Genomic DNA, 22764 nt, shown 5'->3' on the forward strand with positions numbered 1-22764 from the left:
ATAATGGCAAGATTTTCGACGTTAAAACACAATACCCAGCAGGCTGACCATTTCTGTATGCTAAATAACTTTACTTTATACTTTAGAATTTTAATTACTTCCTTTGCATTTATAGCTTTAGCTAATTCTGCTTTTTCGCAGCAGATTAACAGGAGCCCTGCCGTGGCGGACACAAGCATTCATAAAACGAGCACTAAACCGGGCTTTAGGTGGAAAGATAGTTACTTAAACAGATTTAACTTTGACCTTCCTAAGTCTCCTTTATTTAACCTTTATCCCTCGTCTTTGCACACTAACGTCCTATACCTACCTGAAGACGACAATATCAACATAGATGAAAAAATAGGCGAAGACATCACCGCCAAAATACCAACTTCTATGAGTTTCAATGAATACTCGAGTATTCAGAATGCTATGGTACGAAAGAGTATTTTAAGGGATTATGAAAGACTTCAAGATGGAAACAGTAATACGAGTGGTAGAGGACTTTCTCCCCTGCTTCAAAAATCTCCATTAATAGATAAAATTTTTGGAGGAAAAGTACCTGAATTCAAACCTAACGGTTTCATTTCTATAGACTTAAGGGCTGGAAGTCAATTTTTAAATAATCCAGAAACACCAATCTACCTTCGGAAAAGACCCATTTTTGATTTTGACCAACAGATTTCCATCAACTTTAATAATAATGCCAACAGCGGTGAAGGAGAACTTCAAGGTGGGCAAGGTGGATTTGGCAATAACAGTAAACAAGGCGGTGGACTAAGTGAGCTCAAAAAAATAGCTCAAGGCAGCGGTGCTTTGGGTGGACAAGACAGAAATCCTTATAAAGAGAAAATGGGGATTCTGGGAAACTTTGATACGAAGTCTGCTTTTAACTTTGAAAACCAGTTTAAACTTAATTTCAAATCTGACCCAGAAGATATTCTACAATCATTGGAAGCCGGAAATGTTAGTTTCCCTGTAAACAGCCAATTGATACCAGGGGTTGAAAACCTTTTTGGTGTTAAAGCCGGATTAAGATTCGGTAAGTTAAATGTATCTACCGTGGTGGCTCAACAGCGTTCAAGAACGGAGTCCATTTTAATAAGTGGTGGAGCCAGAAGCAGACCTTTTGAAATAAGATCTGATGAATACGATGAAAATAGACACTTCTTCTTATCTCAGTTTTTTAGAGACCAATACGAGGGTAGTTTAAAAAGCCTTCCGATGATAACTTCTGGGGTTATCATTACCAGAGTAGAGGTTTATGTGACTAACAGAACCAATAATGTGAGCAGCATGCGAAACTTGGTGGGCGTAACAGACCTTGGAGAGGTAAATCCTTATAATGCTGTTGCTGCTGTTCCAAATCCAGCTATAAAAGTTGCAGCAAATGAAGCGAACTCTCTAGGTGCTCTTCTTAAAACAGAGGGTAACGATTTCCGTCAAATAGACAACACAAATAATGCACTTGAAGCTAAAAGCTTAAACAAAGGCATTGACTTTGAAATTTTAATGGGAGCAAAAAGGTTGACCGACCGAGAGTTTGATATTAATACCCAGCTGGGTTATATCTCCTTATTGACCCCATTGAGAAACGACGAAATACTTGCGGTTTCTTATGAATATACTTATAGGGGTAAAAGCTATAAAGTAGGAGAAATGACAGAAGACTACTCCATCAGAAATGAAGACGAAGTTATTATGATGAAGCTTCTAAAATCTTCTACCATCAGGAATAAGCTGAGCCATCCTATGTGGGACTTGATGATGAAAAACGTTTATTCGCTTTCTCAAGGTCAGATTAATCGTGAAGGATTTCAGTTAAGGATAGTTTATAAGGATGACGCCACCGGTATGGATACACCAAACCTTCAGGAGGGCAATAATCTAAAAAACAAACCACTTATCGCTGTATTCGGTCTAGATAAATTAAATTACAATAACGACCAACAGTTCGACGGAAACTTCGATTATGTAGAAGGCGTCACTATAAACGAGAATAGAGGTACCATCGTCTTCCCTGTATTAGAGCCATTCGGTGCTTATTTGGAAACCAAATTTGACCAAGAAGAAGAAAGATTAAAACTAAAATATGTCTTTAGTGAGCTATACAACAAAACCATTACCGATGCTCAGCAGGTTAATACCAAGAACAAATTCTTCATCAATGGTTCTGTACAAAGTAACAGCACAGAAATACCTCTACCACTGGGTGCTTCTGGTGCCTCTGTAAGGGTATACTCTGGTGGAACAGAACTTCAGCAAGGAACAGACTATATGGTGGATGCCCAAATTGGTATTATTAGGATAACCAACCCCAGCATTCTGGCATCCGGAAGGTCTATAAGAATAGATTATGAACGCCCTGACCTTTTCCAAGCTCAGATAAGAAGACTTTTCGGTATTAGAATGGACTACACGGTGAGTAAATCACTAAGACTGGGAGCCACTTTAATGGATCTGAAAGAAAATACGCCAGGTTTCTTAACCCGAACGGCTATTGGAAACGAACCTGTGAACAACACCCTTTGGGGCTTTGACATTAATTATAAAAAAGAAGGAAATGGTTTAACGAGACTTTTAGATAAGCTACCACTTATTCAAACCAAAGAACCTTCTGCTATACTTTTAAGTGCTGAGTTTGCACAGCTAATCCCGGGTGTCAACAACAAGAAAATCAATGGTAACGCCATGATTGACGACTTTGAGGCGGCCAGAAACATCAACGATTTAACCCGTCAACCCAGAAAATGGAGATTAGGCTCTACACCTGATAAATTCAAAGACAACACCGTTCCTATTTATGGCTATAATTATAATAGGGCCAAAATGTCGGTATATACCATTGAAACGTCCACTTACGTTACTTCTAATTTTGGTGCTGGTAACGGAATTGTTCCTGAAGAGGTCACCGCAGCAGCTCAAAATAACCTTTACGAACGCTCTTTTCAAATTCAGGATATTTTCCCTGGAAGATCTAGGGCTGTTTTAGGACAAAACCTTCCTTCTGCTATCCTTGACGTTTCCTACTTCCCTGAAGAAAGAGGGATGTATAACTATAACCCAAACCTTACATCTAACGGATATTTACAAAACCCTGAAAATAATTTTGGGGCGGTGATGCGTGGTATCACCTTCGATGCCGATTTTGACAATTCAAATGTGGAATATTTGGAATTTTGGCTACTCAATCCATTCCAAGATGCGGTGAGAGATGGAAGGCAAAAGGATGGTACCACAAATACCACAGGAGGTGTTTTAAGTATTCAACTAGGCGATGTCTCAGAAGATGTGATTCCAGATAGCCGTTTTAATTTTGAAAATGGAATTCCAACTTTTGAAAACACAGCCTCACCACCAGACATTACAAACTGGGGAAAAGCCCCAAAAGTTCAGTTTGTAACAGATGCATTTGATAACTCTTCAGATACGACTAGAAAGCAAGATACTGGTCTAGATGGACTTAGTAATAAAGAAGAACAAGAATTTCAACACATAAAGGCATATTTAGAAAAAGTAAAAGGTACGGTTTCAAATCAAGATGCGTTAGATAGGATCTTAAAGGACCCCTCTGGTGATGACTTTAAGTTCTTTTTGGATGCTGATTTTACTACCAACCAATTTATAGTAGAGCGTTTCAAAGATTATTTGGGAATGGAAAACAACTCTCCTCCCATTAATGATACAGACGTTTTAACACCTGCCTCATCTGCAACGGCAGATAAAGAAGACATTAACCAAGATAACACCATTAACGATGTAGAGAGTTATTATAATTATGACATTCCGTTAACCAATGATGCTTTAGAAGTTGGTAATGGCTATATCATAGATAAGATATCATCTGGAAATGCCGACTGGTACCTATTTAGAGTTCCTTTGAGAGCCGACACCACCAAAGCAACTCCAGTAGGTGGTATTACCGGCTTTAAGTCTATCCGATTTATGCGTATGGTGATGTCTCAATGGAAGCAGCCCGTGGTTCTTCGTTTTGCAACCATGCAGTTGGTCGCCAATCAATATCGTACATACTCAGAAGATTTGAATAATAACAGTTTTGTGAATGTACCAGAGCCTAATAGTAATACTACAGGATTCAAGGTAAGTACTGTTTCTATAGAAGAAAATGGCTGTACAGAAGATGGAGACTGTAATATAAAAGACGGTCAAACGCCATACGTAGTACCTCCAGGTTTTACGAGAGACAGAGACTTCTCGCAGCAAATCTTCCGTCAATTTAATGAGCAATCTGTTAGTTTAGCCGTAGAGTCTTTAAAAGATGGCGATAAGAGAGCCATTTTCAAAAACACCGATTTAGATCTTAACATGTACAAAAGGCTTCAGATGTTTGTACATACCGAAAATGATTTGAATGAGGATAACTACTCTGGTGCCTTCATGAGGTTAGGGACCGATAGCAAAACAAACTATTACGAAGTTGAGATTGAAAATCTAAAAAACACGCCTAAAGGAAGCTTAATTGATACCGAAATTTGGCCTGCAGAAAATGAATTTGACATTCCACTCGATGAATTAAGAGCTTTAAAAGTCGAAAGAAACAGTAGATTAGGTCAGGATTCTGTTGCCGTAGATAAACCTTATTCTAAAATTATTACCGTGACTGGATTGCCAGAAAACGGAGAAATGATAGACCGAACCTATAAAATAACAGTCATTGGAAATCCCGACCTTAGTAATGTATTGGTAACCATGCTTGGGATTAGTAATCCTAAAGGTGGAAACACCATGCCAGCTAAATTCACCGTTTGGATGGACGAATTAAGAGCCAATGGATTTGACGACACTAAGGGTGAGGCCGCAGTATTAGCCGCAGACATAAAACTGGCAGATATAGGAACCATCTCTTTAAGTGCAAACCTAAATACCTATGGTTTCGGTGGTGTTCAAGATAGAATTTCTAGTCGTTCTAGAGAAACCTCTCAAGGATTCGGAATAGCTTCTACTTTAGAACTAGACAGATTTTTTCCTCAAAACTGGGGTTTAAGCATACCGCTTTTTTTAAATTATGATATCCAAGAAGTGGTACCTCACTTTAATCCTCTAGACCCTGATATCGTCCTTGAAAATGCCTTGGCTAGATTTGATACTAAAGCAGAACAGGATGCTTATAGAAACTTGGTAATCGACCGTAATGTTAATAAAGGCTTTAACCTGGCCAATGTTAGAAAAATCAAAACTGACCCAAACGCCAAAAATCATATTTACGACATTGAGAATTTCACTTTCTCTTATGCTCAGAACAGTATCAATAGAAGTAACATCCTGATACAAGATTATACTGCTGAACAGACCAGAGGTGGTTTATCATATCAGTTTCAGCCAAGAACTACTTTGTGGGAGCCTTTTAAAGACAAAGAAAATCTGAGTAAGCCGAGATACTCTTGGATTAAAGCCCTGAACTTCTCCCCTATTCCTAGTTTTGTGGCATTCCGTACAGATTTCAATAGAAGCTTTACAAGGACACAGTACAGAACTGCAGAACAAACCACTAACCCGAATGAGGTTCTACCAGGTTCTGACCCCAACTATATCAAATATTTCTTAACCAACAGATATTACGATGTGCAGTGGGATTTGACCAAATCCATATCTCTGACCTATAATGCTCAAATGAATTCCATCATAGACGAGCCATATGGCGAGGAAGAAGAAAGCATTTGGAAAGGAATCACCTCGTTTGGCCGAGCCAAGAATTATACGCAGGGTCTACAGCTTACTTATAAACTACCTCTTGATAAATTCTTCTTTTTAGATTGGATTAATGCGGACAGTAGATTTAGCACAGATTATAATTACAGAGCAAACTCTTACGATTATGCGACAGGACAAAGTTTTACGGACGAAAACGGTGTTGAGTTCGGTAACTTCTTAGAAAATGGAAGAGAGCTAGCTATTCAAGGACGAATAGATTTAGTAAAGCTTTATAATAAACTCAAGTATCTGAAGTTTGCCAACTCGCCTAATCAGGCTAAGGAACGATTTACGAGAGCTCCTGGAGATGATGAAGAAGTGATATTACCAACCTCTGATTTCCTGAAGACTTTTACCCGCTTATTAATGACTGTTAGAGGAATTAACTTTAATTACTCCATTCAGGAAACCACTATTTTACCTGGCTTCTTACTGACACCAAATTTGATGGGCTTAGCCAAAGGCTCAAATGCACCGGGTCTACCATTCGCCTTATTAGGAAGTCAAGCTAGGGATATTCATATGACTGCGGCAACTAATGAATGGCTCTCGAAAAGTCTTATCAGAAATGACCCTTTTACGCAGACGCGTCAGAAGAAATTTGACTTCAGTACCAACCTAGAGCCGTTTAAAGGTTTTAGAATGCAGATTAGAGGAAACTATAGCAAAGGAGATTCTTACCAAGAGTTGTACAAACCATCAGAAACTGGCGGAGCTTTCGAAAGTCAAAATCCGTTTAGAAACGGAACGTTTAGTATGTCTTTCTGGTCTTTCAAAACCAGTTTCAAAAAGATGAGCAAAAAACCAGAAGAGAATTACAGGTACGAAATCTTTGAAAAAATGAAAGAATACCGTTTTGACGTTGTGGATAGATTGAATGCCATAAACGGTTCAGGTGAGAATCAAACTTTTGCTCTTAATAGTCAAGATGTATTAATCCCTGCCTTTTTCGCAGCGTACAGTGGTAAAGACTTGGATAATCTTTTTAACAAAGTGAGTAAAAAAGGTCAAAAAACATTCAATCCATTTTTACAGTTTCCATTACCAAACTGGCGTGTAGATTATGGTGGATTGGAAAAACTACCAATATTTAATAAGTTATTCACCAATGTGACCTTGAGCCATAGCTATTCTTCCACTTATAGTGTCGGTAACTTCACCAGCTCTCTTTTATATACAAATCCTTACGACGTAAATTTAAGTCAGAATGATTACAGGTTAGGATATCAACTTGGACCGCAGCTTTCTTTGGATGGCATAGCATATAGTATCTTCTCCCCTATTTTCATAATGAGTAGCGTCACAATGGAAGAGCGTTTCTCGCCATTAATTGGTATACAGTTTACCACCAAAGCGAAAATTAGTGGAAGAATAGATTTCAATAAAGAAAGAAGAGCTGCTCTAAACCTTTCAAACGCTCAGGTGGCAGAATATAATTCTAATGACGTGGTGCTTGGTTTTGGGTTCAAAAAGAACAACGTTAAATTACCATTTAGAGGGCGTGATGGAAATAATATCATTTTAACCAATGACCTCAATTTCCGTTTTGACGTCACCATAAGAGATATTACTTCTCTTCAAAGAAGACTAGACGGAGATGCCGTGCCAATACAAGGAAACTATAATCTTCAAATAAAACCTCAAGTGCAATATCAGTTTAATAAGAAACTGAGCATGGGCTTCTATTTTGAAAGATTTGTCAATAAGCCTTTCACCTCTCTTTCTTTCGAAACCAGAAGAAGTGTCGGTGGACTGAATATGAAATTTAACCTAGCAGATTAAGAACGAAATGATGGGGATGCTAAACTCTCAATGAGATAGGTTTATCATTCCACAGACTTAATGGCTAAGGCACAAAAGGCTTCCTTTGGTTGGACTTTAAAAAGCCATAAGATAGCCTTTAAAGAAAGGTGGAAAACATAAGTACTTAAACTGCTTTGCTCAAAACAGGAATTGGCGTAAATTGCGGCACGAAAATTCATCCAAAACAAAATTATATGGAGTTCCCTTCAGAATTAAAGTACACGAAAGACCACGAATGGATTAAAATAGAAGATGGCAACGTCGCTATTATTGGAATTACGGAGTTTGCACAAGGAGAACTTGGCGACATCGTTTTTGTGGAAGTAGAAACGGTAGACGAAGAACTGGCTGCTGAAGAAGTTTTCGGAACCATTGAAGCTGTAAAAACGGTGTCAGACCTTTTCCTTCCTGCAGACGGAAAAATTTTAGCGTTCAACGATATATTAAACGATGAACCAGAAAAAGTAAATGAAGACCCATACGGTGACGGCTGGATAATAAAGATGGAACTTAAAAACGTCTCTGACTTAGATGGCTTACTGGATAGTGAGGCATATAAAGAATTAATTGGTCAATAAATAGGAAGCCCTCAAGGGCTTTTTTTTTGAAATAGTATGAAGGTTTTAATCAAGAAAGCCAAAGTAATAGCTCCAAATTCCGTCTACCATCAAAAAGTAGTCGATATTCTGATTGATAAAGGTGTCATCAAAGAAATAGGTGATATAAGTACCAAAGTTACGAACACAATAGACGCCAAAGGCCTCTATGTTTCAGCAGGATTTATGGACATGAGGGCCTTTAGTAAGGAACCGGGTCATGAGTCCATGGAAAGTCTCGAGAGTCTTTCTGACGCTGCTGCCAGAGGTGGCTTTACAGAGGTTACGGTTATGCCAAATACCTCCCCCATTATTCAAAGTAAGGAGTCTATCCGTTTTTTTCAGCACTTTTCTGCCAATTCTCTAACTGATTTAATTCCTGCACCTGCGGTAACTAAAGATATTAAAGGAGAAGATTTTACAGAAATGTGGGATTTGTTAGCAGCCGGTGCCACCGCTTTTACTGATGGCTCTAAATCGCTCTGGAATTCGGATATCCTATACAAAACCTTGCAGTATCTGTATCCTAAGAAAGCCCTATTGATGAATAGAGCAGAGGAGCATACGCTGGCAGCCTTTGGTCAAATGCATGAAGGCATTACCAGTACCATGATGGGCACAAAGGGTATCCCATCTGAAGCAGAAGAGCTGATGGTTATGCGTGATTTAAAATTGCTGGAATATGCAGATTTAAAACATGACAACTCCCTTCTACACTTTTCATGTATTTCCACATCCGCCGCGGTAAGGCTCATCAGAAAAGCCAAACAAAATGGACTTCCTGTGAGTTGCGACATTGCGGCACACCAACTGGCTTTTACAGATGAAGATTTGGTTAGTTTTGATACCAACTTAAAGGTAAGCCCACCGTTCAGGTCTAAAAAAGACATAAAAGCCTTGCAAAAAGGATTGGCAGATGGCACCATAGACGCCATCGTTTCGGACCATAATCCATTAGACGAGGAACATAAAAATATGGAGTTTGATCTAGCAGACTTTGGTGTTATTGGCCTTCAAACGGCTTTTGCAGCAGCTATAACGCACTCTGAACAAACACTGGAAACGATAATTGCCTGCTTAACAGACAAGCCTAGAACCCTCTTAAAAAGACCTTTACCAGAACTAAAAGAAGGAGAGCTGGCCAACATAACGGTATTTAATCCCACCGAAACCTTTACATTCGGTGTCGCAGACATTGTATCAAATTCTAAAAACTCTCCATTTATCGGAAAGGAATTGTCAGGTAAAATATATGCCACTTTCCATAAGGGTTTCTCCAAATTATATTAATAATCAACAAATTGAATAAAAAAGTTTATCTCTTTAGTTTAATTTTTGGCTCCATAGCTGGTGTGCTTTGTTTTCTATTTTTCCTGATGCTTTACTCCGGGGATAGCAATCCATTATCAAACAGAAGGCCTGATATTGTCATTAATATCCTTATCATATTCTTAGCCATCTATATCTATAAGAGTCGGAACGGTGGTTATTTACACTTTTACGAAGGCTTCTCTATTGGCTTTTTAACCAACCTCATTGCTGCCTTCGTTTCTGGATTTACTATTTACATTTTTGTGAAATTTGTAGATCCTGTCCCTTTTCAAAATTGGATCATAGAGGGAAAGTCATTTCTAATTGATCAGAAAGAATCTGTAAGTAAATTTTTAAATGAAGAAAGTTTTAAATTGCAATTAGAATCTTTGGATAATGCCAAGCCATATCAAATAATTCTAGATGATTTGATGTTTAAACAGTTTTCAATTGTAGCCATTATGCTTATTTCTATGGCTTTAAGAAAACAAGGAGACGCCATTTCTTAAACACTAAACCCGTAACACATATGGAACAAAAACCTTCTTCAGCTCCTATTGCCCTAAAATGGGGCGTTATTTGTGCTTTAGCTACTATCATTCTAAGCACAATCATTAATATTACAGGAATGTGGAAAAGCACCGGAGCATCTATGCTTTCCATTATCCCTTTAGCCCTTTTCTTATATCTTGCCATGAAAGAGTATCGTGATGCCAACACTGGCTTTATGACTTTTGGCGAAGGCTTAAGTCTTGGACTACTTACAGGAGCTATTTCTGCTCTTTTAAGCTCTCTTTGGGGTATGATTTATACCACTATCATTGATCCTACGTTCATGGGACAAATCAGAGATTATCAAATAGAAAAAATGGAAGAATCTGGCATGGCCGAAGCTCAAATAGACCAAGCTATGCAAATTACGGAAAAGTTTTCTGGTGGAGGGATGATGTTCCTTATGGGTCTTCTGGGAAGCATATTTGTAGCCTTCATCATCTCACTTATTGTGGCTGGTATCCTAAAGAAAAACAAACCCGCTTTTTAATTTATGCTATCAATTTTCAGCAAGGAGCTCAATGGTTATCTTAATTCGCTAATTGCGTACATAGTCATTGTGCTTTTTTTGGTCTTTACGGGTCTTATTTTATGGGTTTTCCCAGAATCCAACATTTTGGATTATGGCTATGCCGAAATGGGTTCTTTTTTTAACCTCACTCCGTTAATTTTAATTATTCTGGTTCCTGCCATAACCATGCGTTCTTTCTCAGAAGAATTCAAAACAGGTACTATCGAATTTTTAATGACCAAGCCCCTGAGTAAACTTGATATTGTTTTAGGTAAGTTTTTGGCCGCTTGGTTTCTTATTTCATTGGCTATTTTGCCTACATTTGTTTATTACTTTTCCATTTCCAGTTTAGGCAGCCCACAGGGCAATATAGACACAGGAGCAGTGATGGGTTCTTACTTTGGACTCCTTCTTCTTTCTGGGGTTTTTACAGCCATTGGCATTGCTATTTCTTCTTTCACAGACAATCAGGTTATTGCCTTTATTATTGGGGCCTTTGTGTGTTATTTTCTTTATGATGGCATACACCAGCTTTCTCAATTATTTAGAGGAACTACCCAGTATTTCATAGACTTTATAAGCATGCAGTTTCATTACGCTTCTTTAGGAAGAGGGGTAATAGATTCCAGGAATGTTATTTATTTAGCATCTCTAGCTATTTTAATGATTTATTTGACCTCCATTAATCTAAGGAAAAAATGACCTTGGATATCTATCAAGTAGATGCTTTTACTTCTAAATTATTTGGTGGGAATCCTGCGGCCATCATACCGCTAGATAAATGGCTTTCCGACGAATTAATGCAAACCATAGCCGCAGAAAACAACCTTTCTGAAACGGCTTTCTTTGTAAGAGAGGGAGAACATTTTCATATCCGATGGTTTACGCCAGTCACCGAAGTGGATCTTTGCGGACATGCGACTTTAGCGTCCGCACATGTTATTTTCAATAACTTGGACTTTAGTCAAAATGCAATAAAATTCCTATCGAAAAGCGGGCTTCTAGAAGTTACCCAAAAAGGCCGTTTTCTGTGTATGGATTTCCCTGCCACTGATATTGTTTTATCAGAAATGCCTATGGGTTTGGTGGAGGGTTTTAACATAAAACCTACAGAAACCTATAAAGCCAATGAAGATTACTTGTTTGTTTACCAATCCGAGGAAGACATTAAGGCATTATCCCCAAACTTCTCTGCCATAAAAAGGATTAAAAGCCGAGGAATTATCTGTACCTCTCCGGGTACAAAGGTCGATTTTGTGAGTCGTTTTTTTGCTCCCGCCGCTGGTATTGACGAAGACCCCGTAACTGGTTCTGCACACACAAAACTTATCCCTTACTGGGCTAAAAAACTCAATAAGAACACTTTAATAGCCGAACAGCTATCCAGTAGAAAAGGCGAATTATCCTGCGAATACCAGCATCCAAGGGTTATAATTAGCGGTGAAGCCGTCTCCTACCTCAAAGGGGAAATTTATATTTAAAAAACTTTTTTATTTAATTTATTTAAATATCTTGTTTTGCTTGACAACCGCTATTCCGATATCGTACCTTTGCACGCTGTTTACTAAGACAGTATCGGTTTTGGAATCCCAAAATTGGATTATTTATAAAGATGACAATCTCAAAAATCTAATATGAAACTTTCTCAATTTAAATTTGATCTTCCCCAAAACTTAATTGCAATGCACCCAGGAGAAGATCGAGATGGTGCCAGAATGATGGTTGTTCATAGAGATAGTGGCAAAATAGAACATAAGAAATTCAAAGACATCGTAGACTATTTTGTTGATGGCGATGTAATGGTGACCAATAACACCAAAGTTTTCCCTGCCAGACTTTATGGTTCTAAAGAAAAAACCGGAGCAAAAATTGAAGTTTTTCTTCTTCGTGAGTTAAACAGGGAAATGAGACTATGGGATGTTTTGGTTGATCCTGCTAGAAAAATCCGTGTTGGAAATAAATTATATTTTGGTGAAAGTGATCTTGTCGCGGAAGTTATTGATAACACTACTTCTAGAGGTCGTACTATCCGATTCTTATTTGATGGAGACCACGAAGAAATGATGCAAACCATTCACGAATTAGGCGAAACTCCAATACCTAAGGAAGTGATTAACAGAGACGTTACGGAATTAGACAGAGAGCGTTTCCAAACCATCTTTGCTGAAGAAGAAGGTGCTATCTCAGCCCCTACCGCTGGTATGCACTTTACCAAAAACGTTATGAGAAGAATGGAGATTGAAGGTGTTACCTTCTGCCCTATTACTTTACATATTGGTATAGGTACTTTTAGAGGTGTAGATGTAGAGGATTTAACCAAACATAAAACAGACTCTGAAAATTTTGCTATTTCCGCTGCCACCTGTGATATCGTAAACAATGCACTGAATACGAATAAGCGAGTTTGTGCTATTGGTAGCACGTCATTAAAAAGCTTAGAGTCGTCTGTGTCTTCGAAAGACAGACTTAATCCAATTGATAATGCATGGACGGATAAATTCATTTTTCCTCCTTATGAATTTAAAATTGGTAATGCCTTATTAACTAACTTCCATTTACCACAATCTATCGTATTGATGTCGGCTTGTGCTTTTGGTGGTTATGACTTAATTACATCGGCTTATCAAGAAGCCATAAAAGAAGAATATAAATTCTTTACTTATGGAGACGTGATGTTAATTCTTTAAGAAGATTTTCTTTTTATATTTGATAGCCTACCTTTAAAGTAGGCTATTTTTTTATGCCTAACATGAACACATCCAAGTATTCAATAATAGTAGCAGGAGGCTCTGGAAGCCGAATGAATAGCGTTATCGCCAAACAATTCCTTCCATTGTTTAACAAGCCAATTCTTTCGCATACCATTGAGAAGTTTCTTAAAATTCCAGAAAATACCATCATCGTAGTACTTCCAGAAAAAGATATATGTTTTTGGGAAGATATTATTGATAGCAATAAACTGCTAAAACAAGCTGTGAATATCGGTCGGATCAAAAGTGTGATTGGCGGTGAAACAAGATTTCAGTCTGTAAACAATGGATTAAAAGCCATTGAAGAAACGGAAGGTTTAGTAGCGATTCATGATGGTGTAAGGCCGCTCATTAGAGTGGAAAACATTATGACTTCTTTTGAGCAGGCCGCCAAATTTAAATCCGCAATCCTTGTCGTCCCCGTTAAGGACTCTGTAAGGTCAGTAGGAAACAATACTTCGTCAGAAATAGTAGATAGAAATAATTTACGACTCATACAAACTCCGCAAACATTTGATTTAAAACTCATTAAAGAAGCTTACGCTGATGGAGAAAAAGCATATTTCACAGACGACGCCTCCGTTTTTGAAAATGCAGGACATGTGGTAAATCTTATAGAGGGCGACTATAGAAATATTAAAATCACAACTCAAGAAGACCTTTCAGTAGCAGAGGTATTAATGAAAAAATGAAAGTCATCGTTGCCTCCAAAAATCCCGTTAAAATATCTGCCACTCAAAAAGGTTTTCAACTCGCATTTCCTGAAAAAGACTTTTCTTTTGAAGACTTTGCTATACCCTCTGGTGTCCCAGACCAGCCTATGGGTACTGACGAAACCTATCAAGGAGCCTATAATAGAGCCAATGCCGCAAGAAAAGAAAGACCAGACGCCGATTACTGGGTAGGCTTAGAAGGTGGAAATATTAGACATAACGAAGAAATGGAGGTAATGGCATGGATTGTTGTTTTATCTAAGGAAACCCTTGGTAAAGCCAGAACCGCAGGTTTCTTTCTGCCTAAAAGAATCATAAAACTGATAAATGAGGGGCATGAGTTGGGCAAGGCCGATGAGCTAGTACATGGTATCCAGAATAGTAAGCAGAAAATGGGCAGCTCTGGTCTATTAACAGATAATCTTATTGACAGAGAAAACTTCTATATTCCCGCGGTAATCTTCGCCTTAATTCCTTTCAAAAAGCCTGAACTATATTGAGCGAACAGCCCGTTAGGTGATTTTTGGGCATTTTTCCTTACTTTTGCGTCCGCATTTAAAAACCTAATCACTAAGCCTTTTTATGCCGTCAAAAAAGAAATTTCAATTTCTTCAAAACTTCTGGGAGAAAGTTGCAGACATCATACTCAATAACCGGATCACATGGATAGTTATCATAAGCATTCTAACTGCTTTCATGGCATACATGACCACTCAGCTGCAACTTTCCTACGAATTACCCAAGATTTTACCACAATCAGACCAGCATTACCAACGTTACGAAGCTTTCAAAGATAGATACGGAGAAGATGGAAACGTGATGGTGATTGCGGTTAAATCTGACAACATATATGACCTAGAAACATTCAATGCCTGGTATGATTTAGGTGAAAGCTTGAAAACAATAGATGGCATTAAAAATGTGGCTTCTATCTGTAATCTGTTTGAAATTAGACCAGATGATGTAGAGAAAAAATTCAATTTCATTAAAATTTCACCCGAAAGACCAAGCACACAAGCCGAGGTTGACAGTATTAAAACAAGGATTGCTAAAATTCCTTTTTTCAAAGGCTTCTTGTTTAATGATGATGGTACAGCCCATTTAATGGCCGTAACATTTGACCAGGAAAAAATGAATTCCAAGGGCCGCATGTCTATCACCCAGGGAGTGGAAGAATTCGCAGAAGCTTTTGGAGCAAAAACAGGTATAAAACCACATTTTTCTGGGATGCCATTTGTAAGAACCAACTTCATGGCTAAAGTAAGCCTAGAAGTCGCCAAGTTTATGATATTGGCGTTCTTGGTAACCGCTATTATTCTTTTTCTTTTCTTCAGGTCTTTCAGAGTAGTTTTCTTTGCTCTTTTGGTTATTGCTATATCTGTTTTGTGGTCCGTAGGTTTGATTCAAATTTTTGGTTATAAAATCACTTTACTGACAGGTCTAATTCCTTCTATCATTGTGGTCATTGGAATTCCTAATTCCATCTTTTTGATCAATAAATATCAAGAGGAATTCTTAAAGTGTAAAGATCAGATAAAAGCCCTTAAAGTATCCATTGAGAAAATAGGTAAAACTACTTTCATAGCTAATCTGACCACTTTTATAGGATTTTTTGTTTTCTATTTCACAGGAAGTCCTCTATTGTTAGAGTTTGGCTTAGTCGCTTCAATTGCGGTTATGGCTACATGGGCCATTTCTTTAATTCTAATTCCTATTATCTTTAGCTATAACCCAAAACCCAAAGCCAAACATGTGAGGCATTTGGAAAACAAGAACATTAGTAAATTTTTAGAATCTGTAGATTTTATTGTTCACAATAGAAGAACAAAACTTTACTGGATTATTGGCGTTTTGGTAGTACTCTCTGTTTTTGGAATGATTCAGATAAAAAGCGTAGGCCATCTAGTGGACGATTTGCCTGCTAACGACCCCGTTTTCACAGACCTTAAGTTTATTGAAGAAAACTTCAAAGGTATAGTACCCATAGAAGTAAGCATTGACACCAAAGCAGAAAATGGAGCTTTGGATCCTGTAATACTTGCCAAAATCAGTTCAGTCCAAAAGGAATTTGCCAAATACCCAGAACTTACCAATCCTATTTCCGTGGTTGAAGCCATTAAATTTGTCTATCAAGGATTTCGAGGCGGCGACCCAAAATATTTCAGACTGCCGGGGGCACTGGAATTAAATAAGCTTGCAGCCTATTCTGGAATGGCAAATGGAAAAGCGGAGCTCATGAGTTCTTTTATGGATAGTACGCACAGATATACGCGTATTAGTTATCAAAGTGGCGATGTAGGCACTGTAAGAATGGCAGAAATGGTGGAAGACTTACAAGCCAGAACAGACACTATTTTTAATTATGACAGCGAGTTTGAAGAATGGCTTCCGAAAGAAGACCAAATAGACGCCAAGCTTACTGGAAATGGCGTGGTGTTCACAAAAGGAAATGACTATCTCTTAAGGAACCTTAGAGACAGCACTATACTAGCCATCATTTTGGTGAGTTTAGTCATGGCTACGCAGTTTCTAAATGCTAGAACAGTACTCATCTCCACCATTCCGAGTATCATTCCATTAATAATCACTGCTGGTGTAATGGGTTTTGCTGGAATTCCGCTTAAGCCTACTACTATCCTTATCTTTAGCATAGCATTTGGTATAGCCTCAGATGGTACAATCTACTTCCTCACTAAATACAAAGAGGAAATAGAAAGTGGAAAGAGCATACCAGAGGCCGTTAGTGAAACGATAAAATTATCTGGAATCAGTATGTTCTATACTGCTATCATTCTTTTCTTTGGTTTTGGAATATATGTAGTTTCAGGATTTAAAGGCACCGTATTCTTGGGTCTTTTAGTTTCAATGACGCTTCTAATTGGAATGATCTCAAATCTTATTCTACTACCATCTTTTCTGATGACTTTAGATAGACGTCAAAATAAAGCTGCAGATAAAAACTGATTTTACTCTTCTATAAGAGCATAGCCTACGAGTAAATCCGACTTTGATGAAGGAGCCTTATGATACACAAAGATTTCATAAGCGTTTTTTGTATTTGAGAAGTTACCTTCAAAAAGCTCAAAGTTGGTTTTACCGTCTCTATTGACCACACCAAACTGGAAATCATACATTCCTTGTTTTAATAAAAATGTGGTGGTGTACCCTTGAAAAGTATTATCATAATGCATTTCACCTGTCTCTGAACAGTTGTACCGATTAAATCCTCCCAAGATACACAGCTTTTCATTTGGGCTAAGCATGAGGCTTTTAAATCCAGCATGAACATGCATGTAATCTGCACTGGTGGCAGGCTCGTCTCCATCTAAAGTTTGTACCACAAACCTACCATTCAAATCAACAGATTCTAGATAAGTTCTCTGTGATCTTGTACTCTGAGGCACGAGCCAAACCTGATCTTCCCTACCCTGTTTTATCTTGGCAATGTTATCCCCTTTGTTGAAATTACTTCTTAAATCTAAATATCTATATTCATTTCCAGCTGGAAACGAATTCTCGTTATTAAAAAACCTATAGGTCAAAGTCCTCAGAGAACCATTAAGCGATGAGGCCTTAAATCCCGTTTTAGTTGTTTCATCTCTATAGTTTTGTCTGATTAAAATCTCAAAATCATTTCTAGGATCTCTTATTGAGTAGTTATTATAGTTCAATTCGAAATTTACCTGTTCATGAGTCTGCCATAAAGCAGGATCTTGCGATTGCTGTACATTGGCTGAAATACCCACTTGTGCGTTCACTACCGAGAATCTCAAGCTTGCCAACGGAGAGTCAGAAATGTAATCTTCATACAAAAACAACACATAATTACCAGAGGCTTTTAATTCTGGTAGAATATAGCCATAGTGAAAGTACGGTATTTTGGTGTTTTGAGAAATTTGATAATCGTTGATTATAAAATCATTATAATCAGATAAATATTCCAAATCTGTTAATCTGGAAGGCGTCCAATCCCTATTGCAATGCTGAATTTTAACGTGAAATTGACGGTATGAGGCTTTTAAGTCATCAAACTCCAGCACCATTCTGTCGTTAGCATTCATATTTAAAACCCTTGAACTTAACCCAGGAAGTTTAGCGGCATTCCCGAAAGCGTAAAGTTGAACGGTCTTCAAATCGACATCAAAGACCATATCATCTATGATATCATTCATTTTGCCATCTGAAACAAATGTTGTAAATTTAAACAACAGAAATAATAATAATATCCTCATGCTTTTAAAAACCTCATTATCCTATAAAAAGTGCTTAACATTCTTTTTAATTTTTCTTTCATTGTCCTCCTCGGCAAATCTAATCATTTATCAAGTATACGGCAGTGGTGGAAATTCAGGAGCAGCCTATCAAGATGATTATGTGGTTTTGTATAATAACGGAGGCACGCCTTTAAATACAGGAACAAATTGGTCTTTACAATATGAAAGTGATACCGGTTCGGGCCCTTGGGATGTTTTTCAGCTACCAGATGTAACCATAAATTCTGGAGCTTACTATTTTATTAAGGTAGAGACTTCCAATAGTATTGGTAAACCACTAACTTCCTTTGATACGAGTACAGGCTCCTTGGGTGGAGCCTTTGGTCTTGCACTAAGTGGTGGAAAGCTTGCCGTTTTTGAACACCCTGGAGGGATAGTCACTCCTTATCCGGGTTCCGACCCAACTTTAGTTACTGTCACTGGACTTTTACTTACCGATATGTTAGGCTATGGATCTGCAAACGCCTTTGAAACTGCAGCGGCTCCAGACATGAACTCAAATAGTACGGTGCTGTATAGAACTGGTGGAGATACAGGTAACAATTCCACAGACTTTGCCAGAAACTCCAACCTCTCCATTGGAGCATTTGATGTTAACTATATTTCATTTGAGGGAAAAGCTAAGACGGATGCAATCAGCTTACACTGGCAAACCTCCACAGAAACTAATAACCAAGGTTTTGAAGTTCAGAAAAGCAGAAATGCCGTGAACTTTGAGACTATAGCCCGTATTGATGGAGCGGGAGACTCGAACGACATTAATAGTTACGCTTTCATAGATGAAAGGCCATTTCCAGGCCCAAACTATTATAGACTTGAGCAGAAAGACTTTGACGGCACCAATGACTTCTCAATAATCATTCAAGTCTTTTACGACGTGGATGCCAGTTATGTAAGCGTTTATCCGAACCCCTTATCGGCTGGGCAGGATTTAAACATTCAAAAGAGTGCGTCGCTTGAATTGAAAAGTATTAGAAATATTATGGGACAAAACTTCCAAGCCTTTTCGGATTTGAAGGAAGGTCTCTATTTCTTGCACTTCAAAAATTCAAACGGAGAGAAAATAACAAAGAAGTTGATGGTTAATTAATCCTCTAACTCTAACATCTTGGCCTCCCACTTTTCTGTGGTTTGAAGAAGGTTAAATTTGACTTTCTCATATTTCTTATTTTCCTGAGCTAGCTTATCTGGATTGCCAAAAACATCTTTAGAAGCAAGATTAACTTCAATTTTTGTCCTCTGGATTTCCAACTCTTCAATTTTCTCTTCAAGTGTTTCTACTTCCTTTTCTATCCGCTTCAACTCGTCTTTTGACTTATCTCTATGCGAGCTCTTTTTTTTAGATAGTTCAGATTCTATCTCTGGAGCTGTAGGCTCAGATGTAATTCCGTTAGCCTCTCTTTCTGCAATCCATCTGTTATACTCTGCCAGTGTACCTGGGTATACTTTGATTTCCTGATTGTCAATATACCAGATCTTATTAGCTACTTGAGACACAAAGTGCCTATCGTGAGAAACTACCACATAAGTTCCTTCGTATTGCCCCAAAGCCTGCACCAAAATATTCACGGACTGCATGTCAAGGTGATTGGTAGGCTCATCTAATAAAAGGAAATTGGCTTCAGATATTAATACTTTTGCCAAGGCTACTCTAGATTTCTCCCCACCAGAAAGTACTTTAATCTTTTTAAATACGTCTTCTCCACCAAATAAGAAACAACCTAAAACCGACCTTAGCTCTGTTTCCGACTTAGAGGGGTCAGCATATTTAAGCTCTTCCAGCATGCTTTCATTAATATGAAGCGACTCTAGTTGATGCTGTGCATAAAAAGAGAAATTGACGTTATGACCTAAAGCTCTTTGACCTTCATGCTCTTCTGTACCAGCTATTATTCTAAGTAAAGTAGACTTCCCTTTTCCATTGGCTCCTATAAGTGCAATCTTATCCCCTCTTTCAATGTGAGCCGTGGTGTTTTTCAGAATAACCTTATTGCCATAGGCTTTAGAAATATTATCTAAACGCATGACGTGCCTGCCAGGCTGAGTACCAAATTTGAACCTAAAATGTACTTTGGCGTCATCACTTAACACCTCGTCAATCACATCCATTCTTGCCAGAGCTTTTACTCTTGACTGTACTTGCCTTGACTTGGTAGCTTTGGCTTTAAACCTTTCAATAAAACGCTCCGTTTGTCTTATCTCAGCTTGTTGGTTTTCATAAGCTCCTTGTTGAATCTCATTTCTGAGCTCTTTCTCCTCTAAAAAGAAGGAATAATTGCCTGGATAATGAATCAATTTTGCTTGAGAAACTTCTACCGTAGTAGTAGTAACATTATCTAAAAATGCTCTATCATGAGAAACCACAACAACAGCATTCTCATAATTAAGAATATATTTTTCAATCCACTCTATAGTCGGTAAATCCAAGTGGTTGGTAGGCTCATCTAAAAGAAGTACCGAAGGCTTTTGTAATAGAAGCTTTGCTAGCATTACACGCATTCTCCACCCTCCAGAAAACTCTTTAAGTGGTTTATTTAAATCGGCTGTTTTAAAACCTAAACCCTCTAATATGGCCTCTGCCCTAGCGTGAATGGTATAACCTCCAAGGATATCAAACTCTTCTTGTAAATCACCCAACTTCTCTACCAGCTTGTCAGAATAATTGACCTCCATTTCATGAAGTGTTTCATCAATCTGGCTTTGAAGTTCCAACTCTCGTCCAAAACCCTGCATGGCCACCAGTAAGATAGATTCTTCTGATTCGTAGGACAACAAATCCTGATTCAAAAAGCCAAAAGTGACATCGCCCGCTTTTGATATGCTTCCGGCATCTGGTTCATACTCCCCTACTATGAGTTTTAGTAATGTGGACTTGCCTTTTCCGTTAAGACCAATCAAACCTATTTTGTCTTTAGGTTTGACCTGTAAACTTGCGTCTTCAAAGATGGCACGACCACCGAAATAAAAGGAGAGATTGTGAATGGTTAACATTCGCTAATTTTGATTTTGAAATGAGCCTGCAAAGGTAGCTAGACATAACTGTAATAAAAAGCCCGCTTTAATCTTAGCCCAAAATACCAGCTTTAAACTATTATTGATTAACGGTGGTAGGTGTATATAAGCTTATAATCCCCGGAAAACTTTTATTGGTATTGATTTCCACAGCTGGATAAAGAAAACGCTGAGGTATATTAGTAGCCGTACTACTTTTAACGGGAATACCTAAAAGATTTTTGGTTCTTCTTAAGTCATTATAAACTTGAGGAGAACCCACCATCGTAATATACTTTTCTTCAAGAATAACCTTCAAAAGTGTATTTCCACCTATTGCCACTTCTGGGAATGATGCATTATATTTCTTCGCCAGACCAGCTCTAGCGGCATTGAAAGCTTTTCTAGCTTCTACCTCATTTCCTAACCTTAACTCTGATTCCGCCAAAATGAAAAGGTTTTCGTACCAATCCACAATCGGGAAAGACGCATCTTGAGCAAAATACCCACCTGTAGTATAATTTAATTCATTTCCCGAAAAATAATGGCTGTACCTAACCTCATCACCAGGAGTATATAAAACGCGGTCTACAGAGGTATCTGATAAGTTGAGTATTTTTCTAAGATAAGACCTTGTGGCCGTCAAATAACCTCCACGCTGCTCTATTCCAAACTGATAATAAAGGTTTCTTTGACCTGATAGACTTGAATGAAAAGCCTTTAAGCTATGCTCATTACTAGAAACCCCTAATTTGGCCTCGTCTCTAGCGGCCTGATAGTTTTTAGTTATCAAATAATATCTAGCTTTCAAAGTATGGGCTACTTGTGCCCAAGTGGCACTATTTGCAACAAAAACAGGGCTGCCATAAAAATCACTTACTTTGGCATTGCCGACATTGGCTATACCCTGAGTCAATAAACTCTGTACTGCCGCAAAAACCTGAGTCTGCGGATCATATTTTGGATTTGGAAAAGCTACGGGCTGAGCACTTTCCGAAAAAGGTATATCTCCAAAAAGAGCAGAAAGCTCGCCCGCCATTACAGCTTCCACTATCTGAGAAACACCTAGCAAAGTAGTATTTCCTGCAGCAATAGCCTTTTCTTGGACTATCCTCGTTTGAGCTATGCCGCCAGAATAATTACCTGACCATATGCCATCAAAATCTACCGATTTCACATCATAAACATTGTAATTAACAAACTGATTACTAAAACCTGTAAACTGATCTGAAAATATTCCAGCCATTCTTGAGGTTTCTCCTTCAGTGATAAGTAACCAAGTTAAATTAGCCTGTCCAATGATAGATTCTCCTGGTGCATCGGTAAAGTTATTGGGGTCCACATTTAAACCCGCCGAATACTTTTCACAAGAAAAAGCAAATAAACTAAGTAGTACGATTATGACTTTCTTCATTTCTTCTTAAATTCCTAATTTCAATGATACAATGTACGAACCCGTTCCTGGGTTTGTAAAATACTCTAATCCTCTTCCTTTTGAACTTCCTGTAAGGTTTACCTCTGGATCCACATATTTAAGTGGTGACCAAATAAATAAGTTTCTACCCGAAA

At 38.1% G+C, this 22764-nt stretch carries 15 protein-coding genes; 12 read left to right on the top strand and 3 right to left on the bottom strand.

All coding sequences use genetic code 11. From position 1 onward, the window contains the following. Nucleotides 1-3: 3 nt before the first annotated feature. From sov to ACTBZY_RS12510, 11 genes are all read left to right on the top strand, one after another. Nucleotides 4-7476 (top strand): T9SS outer membrane translocon Sov/SprA, encoded by a 7473-nt coding sequence (sov, locus tag ACTBZY_RS12460; RefSeq protein ID WP_463046659.1) that lies wholly within the window; start codon nt 4-6, stop codon nt 7474-7476. Between the two features lie 215 nt (nt 7477-7691). Continuing rightward, entirely contained in the window at nt 7692-8075 is a 384-nt protein-coding gene (gcvH, locus tag ACTBZY_RS12465) for a glycine cleavage system protein GcvH (protein WP_463046660.1), read from the top strand. Nucleotides 8076-8111: 36 nt separating this feature from the next. Continuing rightward, nucleotides 8112-9383, top strand: a complete 1272-nt coding sequence (locus ACTBZY_RS12470; RefSeq protein WP_463046661.1) for a dihydroorotase — start codon at nt 8112-8114, stop codon at nt 9381-9383. 11 nt (nt 9384-9394) lie between these two features. Beyond that, nucleotides 9395-9913, top strand: coding sequence for a DUF4199 domain-containing protein (locus ACTBZY_RS12475; protein ID WP_463046662.1), 519 nt, complete (start codon nt 9395-9397; stop codon nt 9911-9913). Nucleotides 9914-9933: 20 nt separating this feature from the next. Next, nucleotides 9934-10446, top strand: a complete 513-nt coding sequence (locus ACTBZY_RS12480) for a DUF4199 domain-containing protein (RefSeq protein ID WP_463046663.1) — start codon at nt 9934-9936, stop codon at nt 10444-10446. A 3-nt stretch (nt 10447-10449) separates the two neighbouring features. Beyond that, on the top strand, nt 10450-11169 hold the full coding sequence (gldF, locus tag ACTBZY_RS12485; protein ID WP_463046664.1) for a gliding motility-associated ABC transporter permease subunit GldF: 720 nt from the start codon (nt 10450-10452) through the stop codon (nt 11167-11169). After that, entirely contained in the window at nt 11166-11948 is a 783-nt protein-coding gene (locus tag ACTBZY_RS12490; RefSeq protein ID WP_463046665.1) for a PhzF family phenazine biosynthesis protein, read from the top strand. The genes gldF and ACTBZY_RS12490 overlap by 4 nt, the downstream gene beginning before the upstream one ends. A 153-nt stretch (nt 11949-12101) precedes the next feature. Then, complete coding sequence (gene queA / locus ACTBZY_RS12495; protein WP_463046666.1) at nt 12102-13154, top strand: tRNA preQ1(34) S-adenosylmethionine ribosyltransferase-isomerase QueA; 1053 nt, start codon at nt 12102-12104, stop codon at nt 13152-13154. Nucleotides 13155-13216: 62 nt separating this feature from the next. Then, the gene (locus ACTBZY_RS12500; RefSeq protein WP_463046667.1) at nt 13217-13909 is read left to right on the top strand and encodes a 2-C-methyl-D-erythritol 4-phosphate cytidylyltransferase; all 693 of its coding nucleotides are present in this window, start codon (nt 13217-13219) and stop codon (nt 13907-13909) included. Continuing rightward, nucleotides 13906-14430: an inosine/xanthosine triphosphatase gene (gene yjjX, locus ACTBZY_RS12505; protein ID WP_463046668.1), complete on the top strand. Its 525-nt coding sequence runs from the start codon at nt 13906-13908 to the stop codon at nt 14428-14430. Before ACTBZY_RS12500 ends, yjjX begins: the two co-directional genes overlap by 4 nt. Before the next feature lie 82 nt (nt 14431-14512). After that, entirely contained in the window at nt 14513-16894 is a 2382-nt protein-coding gene (locus ACTBZY_RS12510) for an efflux RND transporter permease subunit (protein WP_463046669.1), read from the top strand. A 2-nt stretch (nt 16895-16896) separates the two neighbouring features. Here ACTBZY_RS12510 and ACTBZY_RS12515 read toward each other — a convergent pair whose 3' ends face one another. Beyond that, the gene (locus ACTBZY_RS12515; protein WP_463046670.1) at nt 16897-18162 is read right to left on the bottom strand and encodes a type IX secretion system plug protein; all 1266 of its coding nucleotides are present in this window, start codon (nt 18160-18162) and stop codon (nt 16897-16899) included. Between ACTBZY_RS12515 and ACTBZY_RS12520 the strand changes: the two genes are divergently transcribed. Further along, on the top strand, nt 18161-19294 hold the full coding sequence (locus tag ACTBZY_RS12520; protein ID WP_463046671.1) for a hypothetical protein: 1134 nt from the start codon (nt 18161-18163) through the stop codon (nt 19292-19294). The genes ACTBZY_RS12515 and ACTBZY_RS12520 overlap by 2 nt on opposite strands. On the opposite strand, the gene ACTBZY_RS12525 is transcribed toward ACTBZY_RS12520, so the two are convergent. Both ACTBZY_RS12525 and ACTBZY_RS12530 read right to left on the bottom strand, forming a co-directional pair. After that, complete coding sequence (locus ACTBZY_RS12525) at nt 19291-21195, bottom strand: ABC-F family ATP-binding cassette domain-containing protein (RefSeq protein WP_463046672.1); 1905 nt, start codon at nt 21193-21195, stop codon at nt 19291-19293. The two genes, ACTBZY_RS12520 and ACTBZY_RS12525, sit on opposite strands and share 4 nt — an antisense overlap. Before the next feature lie 100 nt (nt 21196-21295). Then, nucleotides 21296-22609 carry a SusD/RagB family nutrient-binding outer membrane lipoprotein gene (locus ACTBZY_RS12530; protein WP_463046673.1) on the bottom strand — a complete coding sequence of 438 codons (1314 nt, stop codon included), beginning with the start codon at nt 22607-22609 and terminating at the stop codon, nt 21296-21298. Between the last annotated feature and the right edge of the window lie 155 nt (nt 22610-22764).

Source organism: Arcticibacterium sp., from assembly GCF_055134445.1.

Bases quoted from the DNA above. Each gene is read 5' to 3' on its own strand.
- sov (WP_463046659.1), top strand. From the start codon at position 4: ATGGCAAGATTTTCGACGTTAAAACACAATACCCAGCAGGCTGACCAT.
- gcvH (WP_463046660.1), top strand. From the start codon at position 7,692: ATGGAGTTCCCTTCAGAATTAAAGTACACGAAAGACCACGAATGGATT.
- ACTBZY_RS12470 (WP_463046661.1), top strand. From the start codon at position 8,112: ATGAAGGTTTTAATCAAGAAAGCCAAAGTAATAGCTCCAAATTCCGTC.
- ACTBZY_RS12480 (WP_463046663.1), top strand. From the start codon at position 9,934: ATGGAACAAAAACCTTCTTCAGCTCCTATTGCCCTAAAATGGGGCGTT.
- gldF (WP_463046664.1), top strand. From the start codon at position 10,450: ATGCTATCAATTTTCAGCAAGGAGCTCAATGGTTATCTTAATTCGCTA.
- ACTBZY_RS12490 (WP_463046665.1), top strand. From the start codon at position 11,166: ATGACCTTGGATATCTATCAAGTAGATGCTTTTACTTCTAAATTATTT.
- queA (WP_463046666.1), top strand. From the start codon at position 12,102: ATGAAACTTTCTCAATTTAAATTTGATCTTCCCCAAAACTTAATTGCA.
- ACTBZY_RS12500 (WP_463046667.1), top strand. From the start codon at position 13,217: ATGAACACATCCAAGTATTCAATAATAGTAGCAGGAGGCTCTGGAAGC.
- yjjX (WP_463046668.1), top strand. From the start codon at position 13,906: ATGAAAGTCATCGTTGCCTCCAAAAATCCCGTTAAAATATCTGCCACT.
- ACTBZY_RS12510 (WP_463046669.1), top strand. From the start codon at position 14,513: ATGCCGTCAAAAAAGAAATTTCAATTTCTTCAAAACTTCTGGGAGAAA.
- ACTBZY_RS12520 (WP_463046671.1), top strand. From the start codon at position 18,161: ATGCTTTTAAAAACCTCATTATCCTATAAAAAGTGCTTAACATTCTTT.
- ACTBZY_RS12515 (WP_463046670.1), bottom strand. From the start codon at position 18,162: ATGAGGATATTATTATTATTTCTGTTGTTTAAATTTACAACATTTGTT.
- ACTBZY_RS12525 (WP_463046672.1), bottom strand. From the start codon at position 21,195: ATGTTAACCATTCACAATCTCTCCTTTTATTTCGGTGGTCGTGCCATC.
- ACTBZY_RS12530 (WP_463046673.1), bottom strand. From the start codon at position 22,609: ATGAAGAAAGTCATAATCGTACTACTTAGTTTATTTGCTTTTTCTTGT.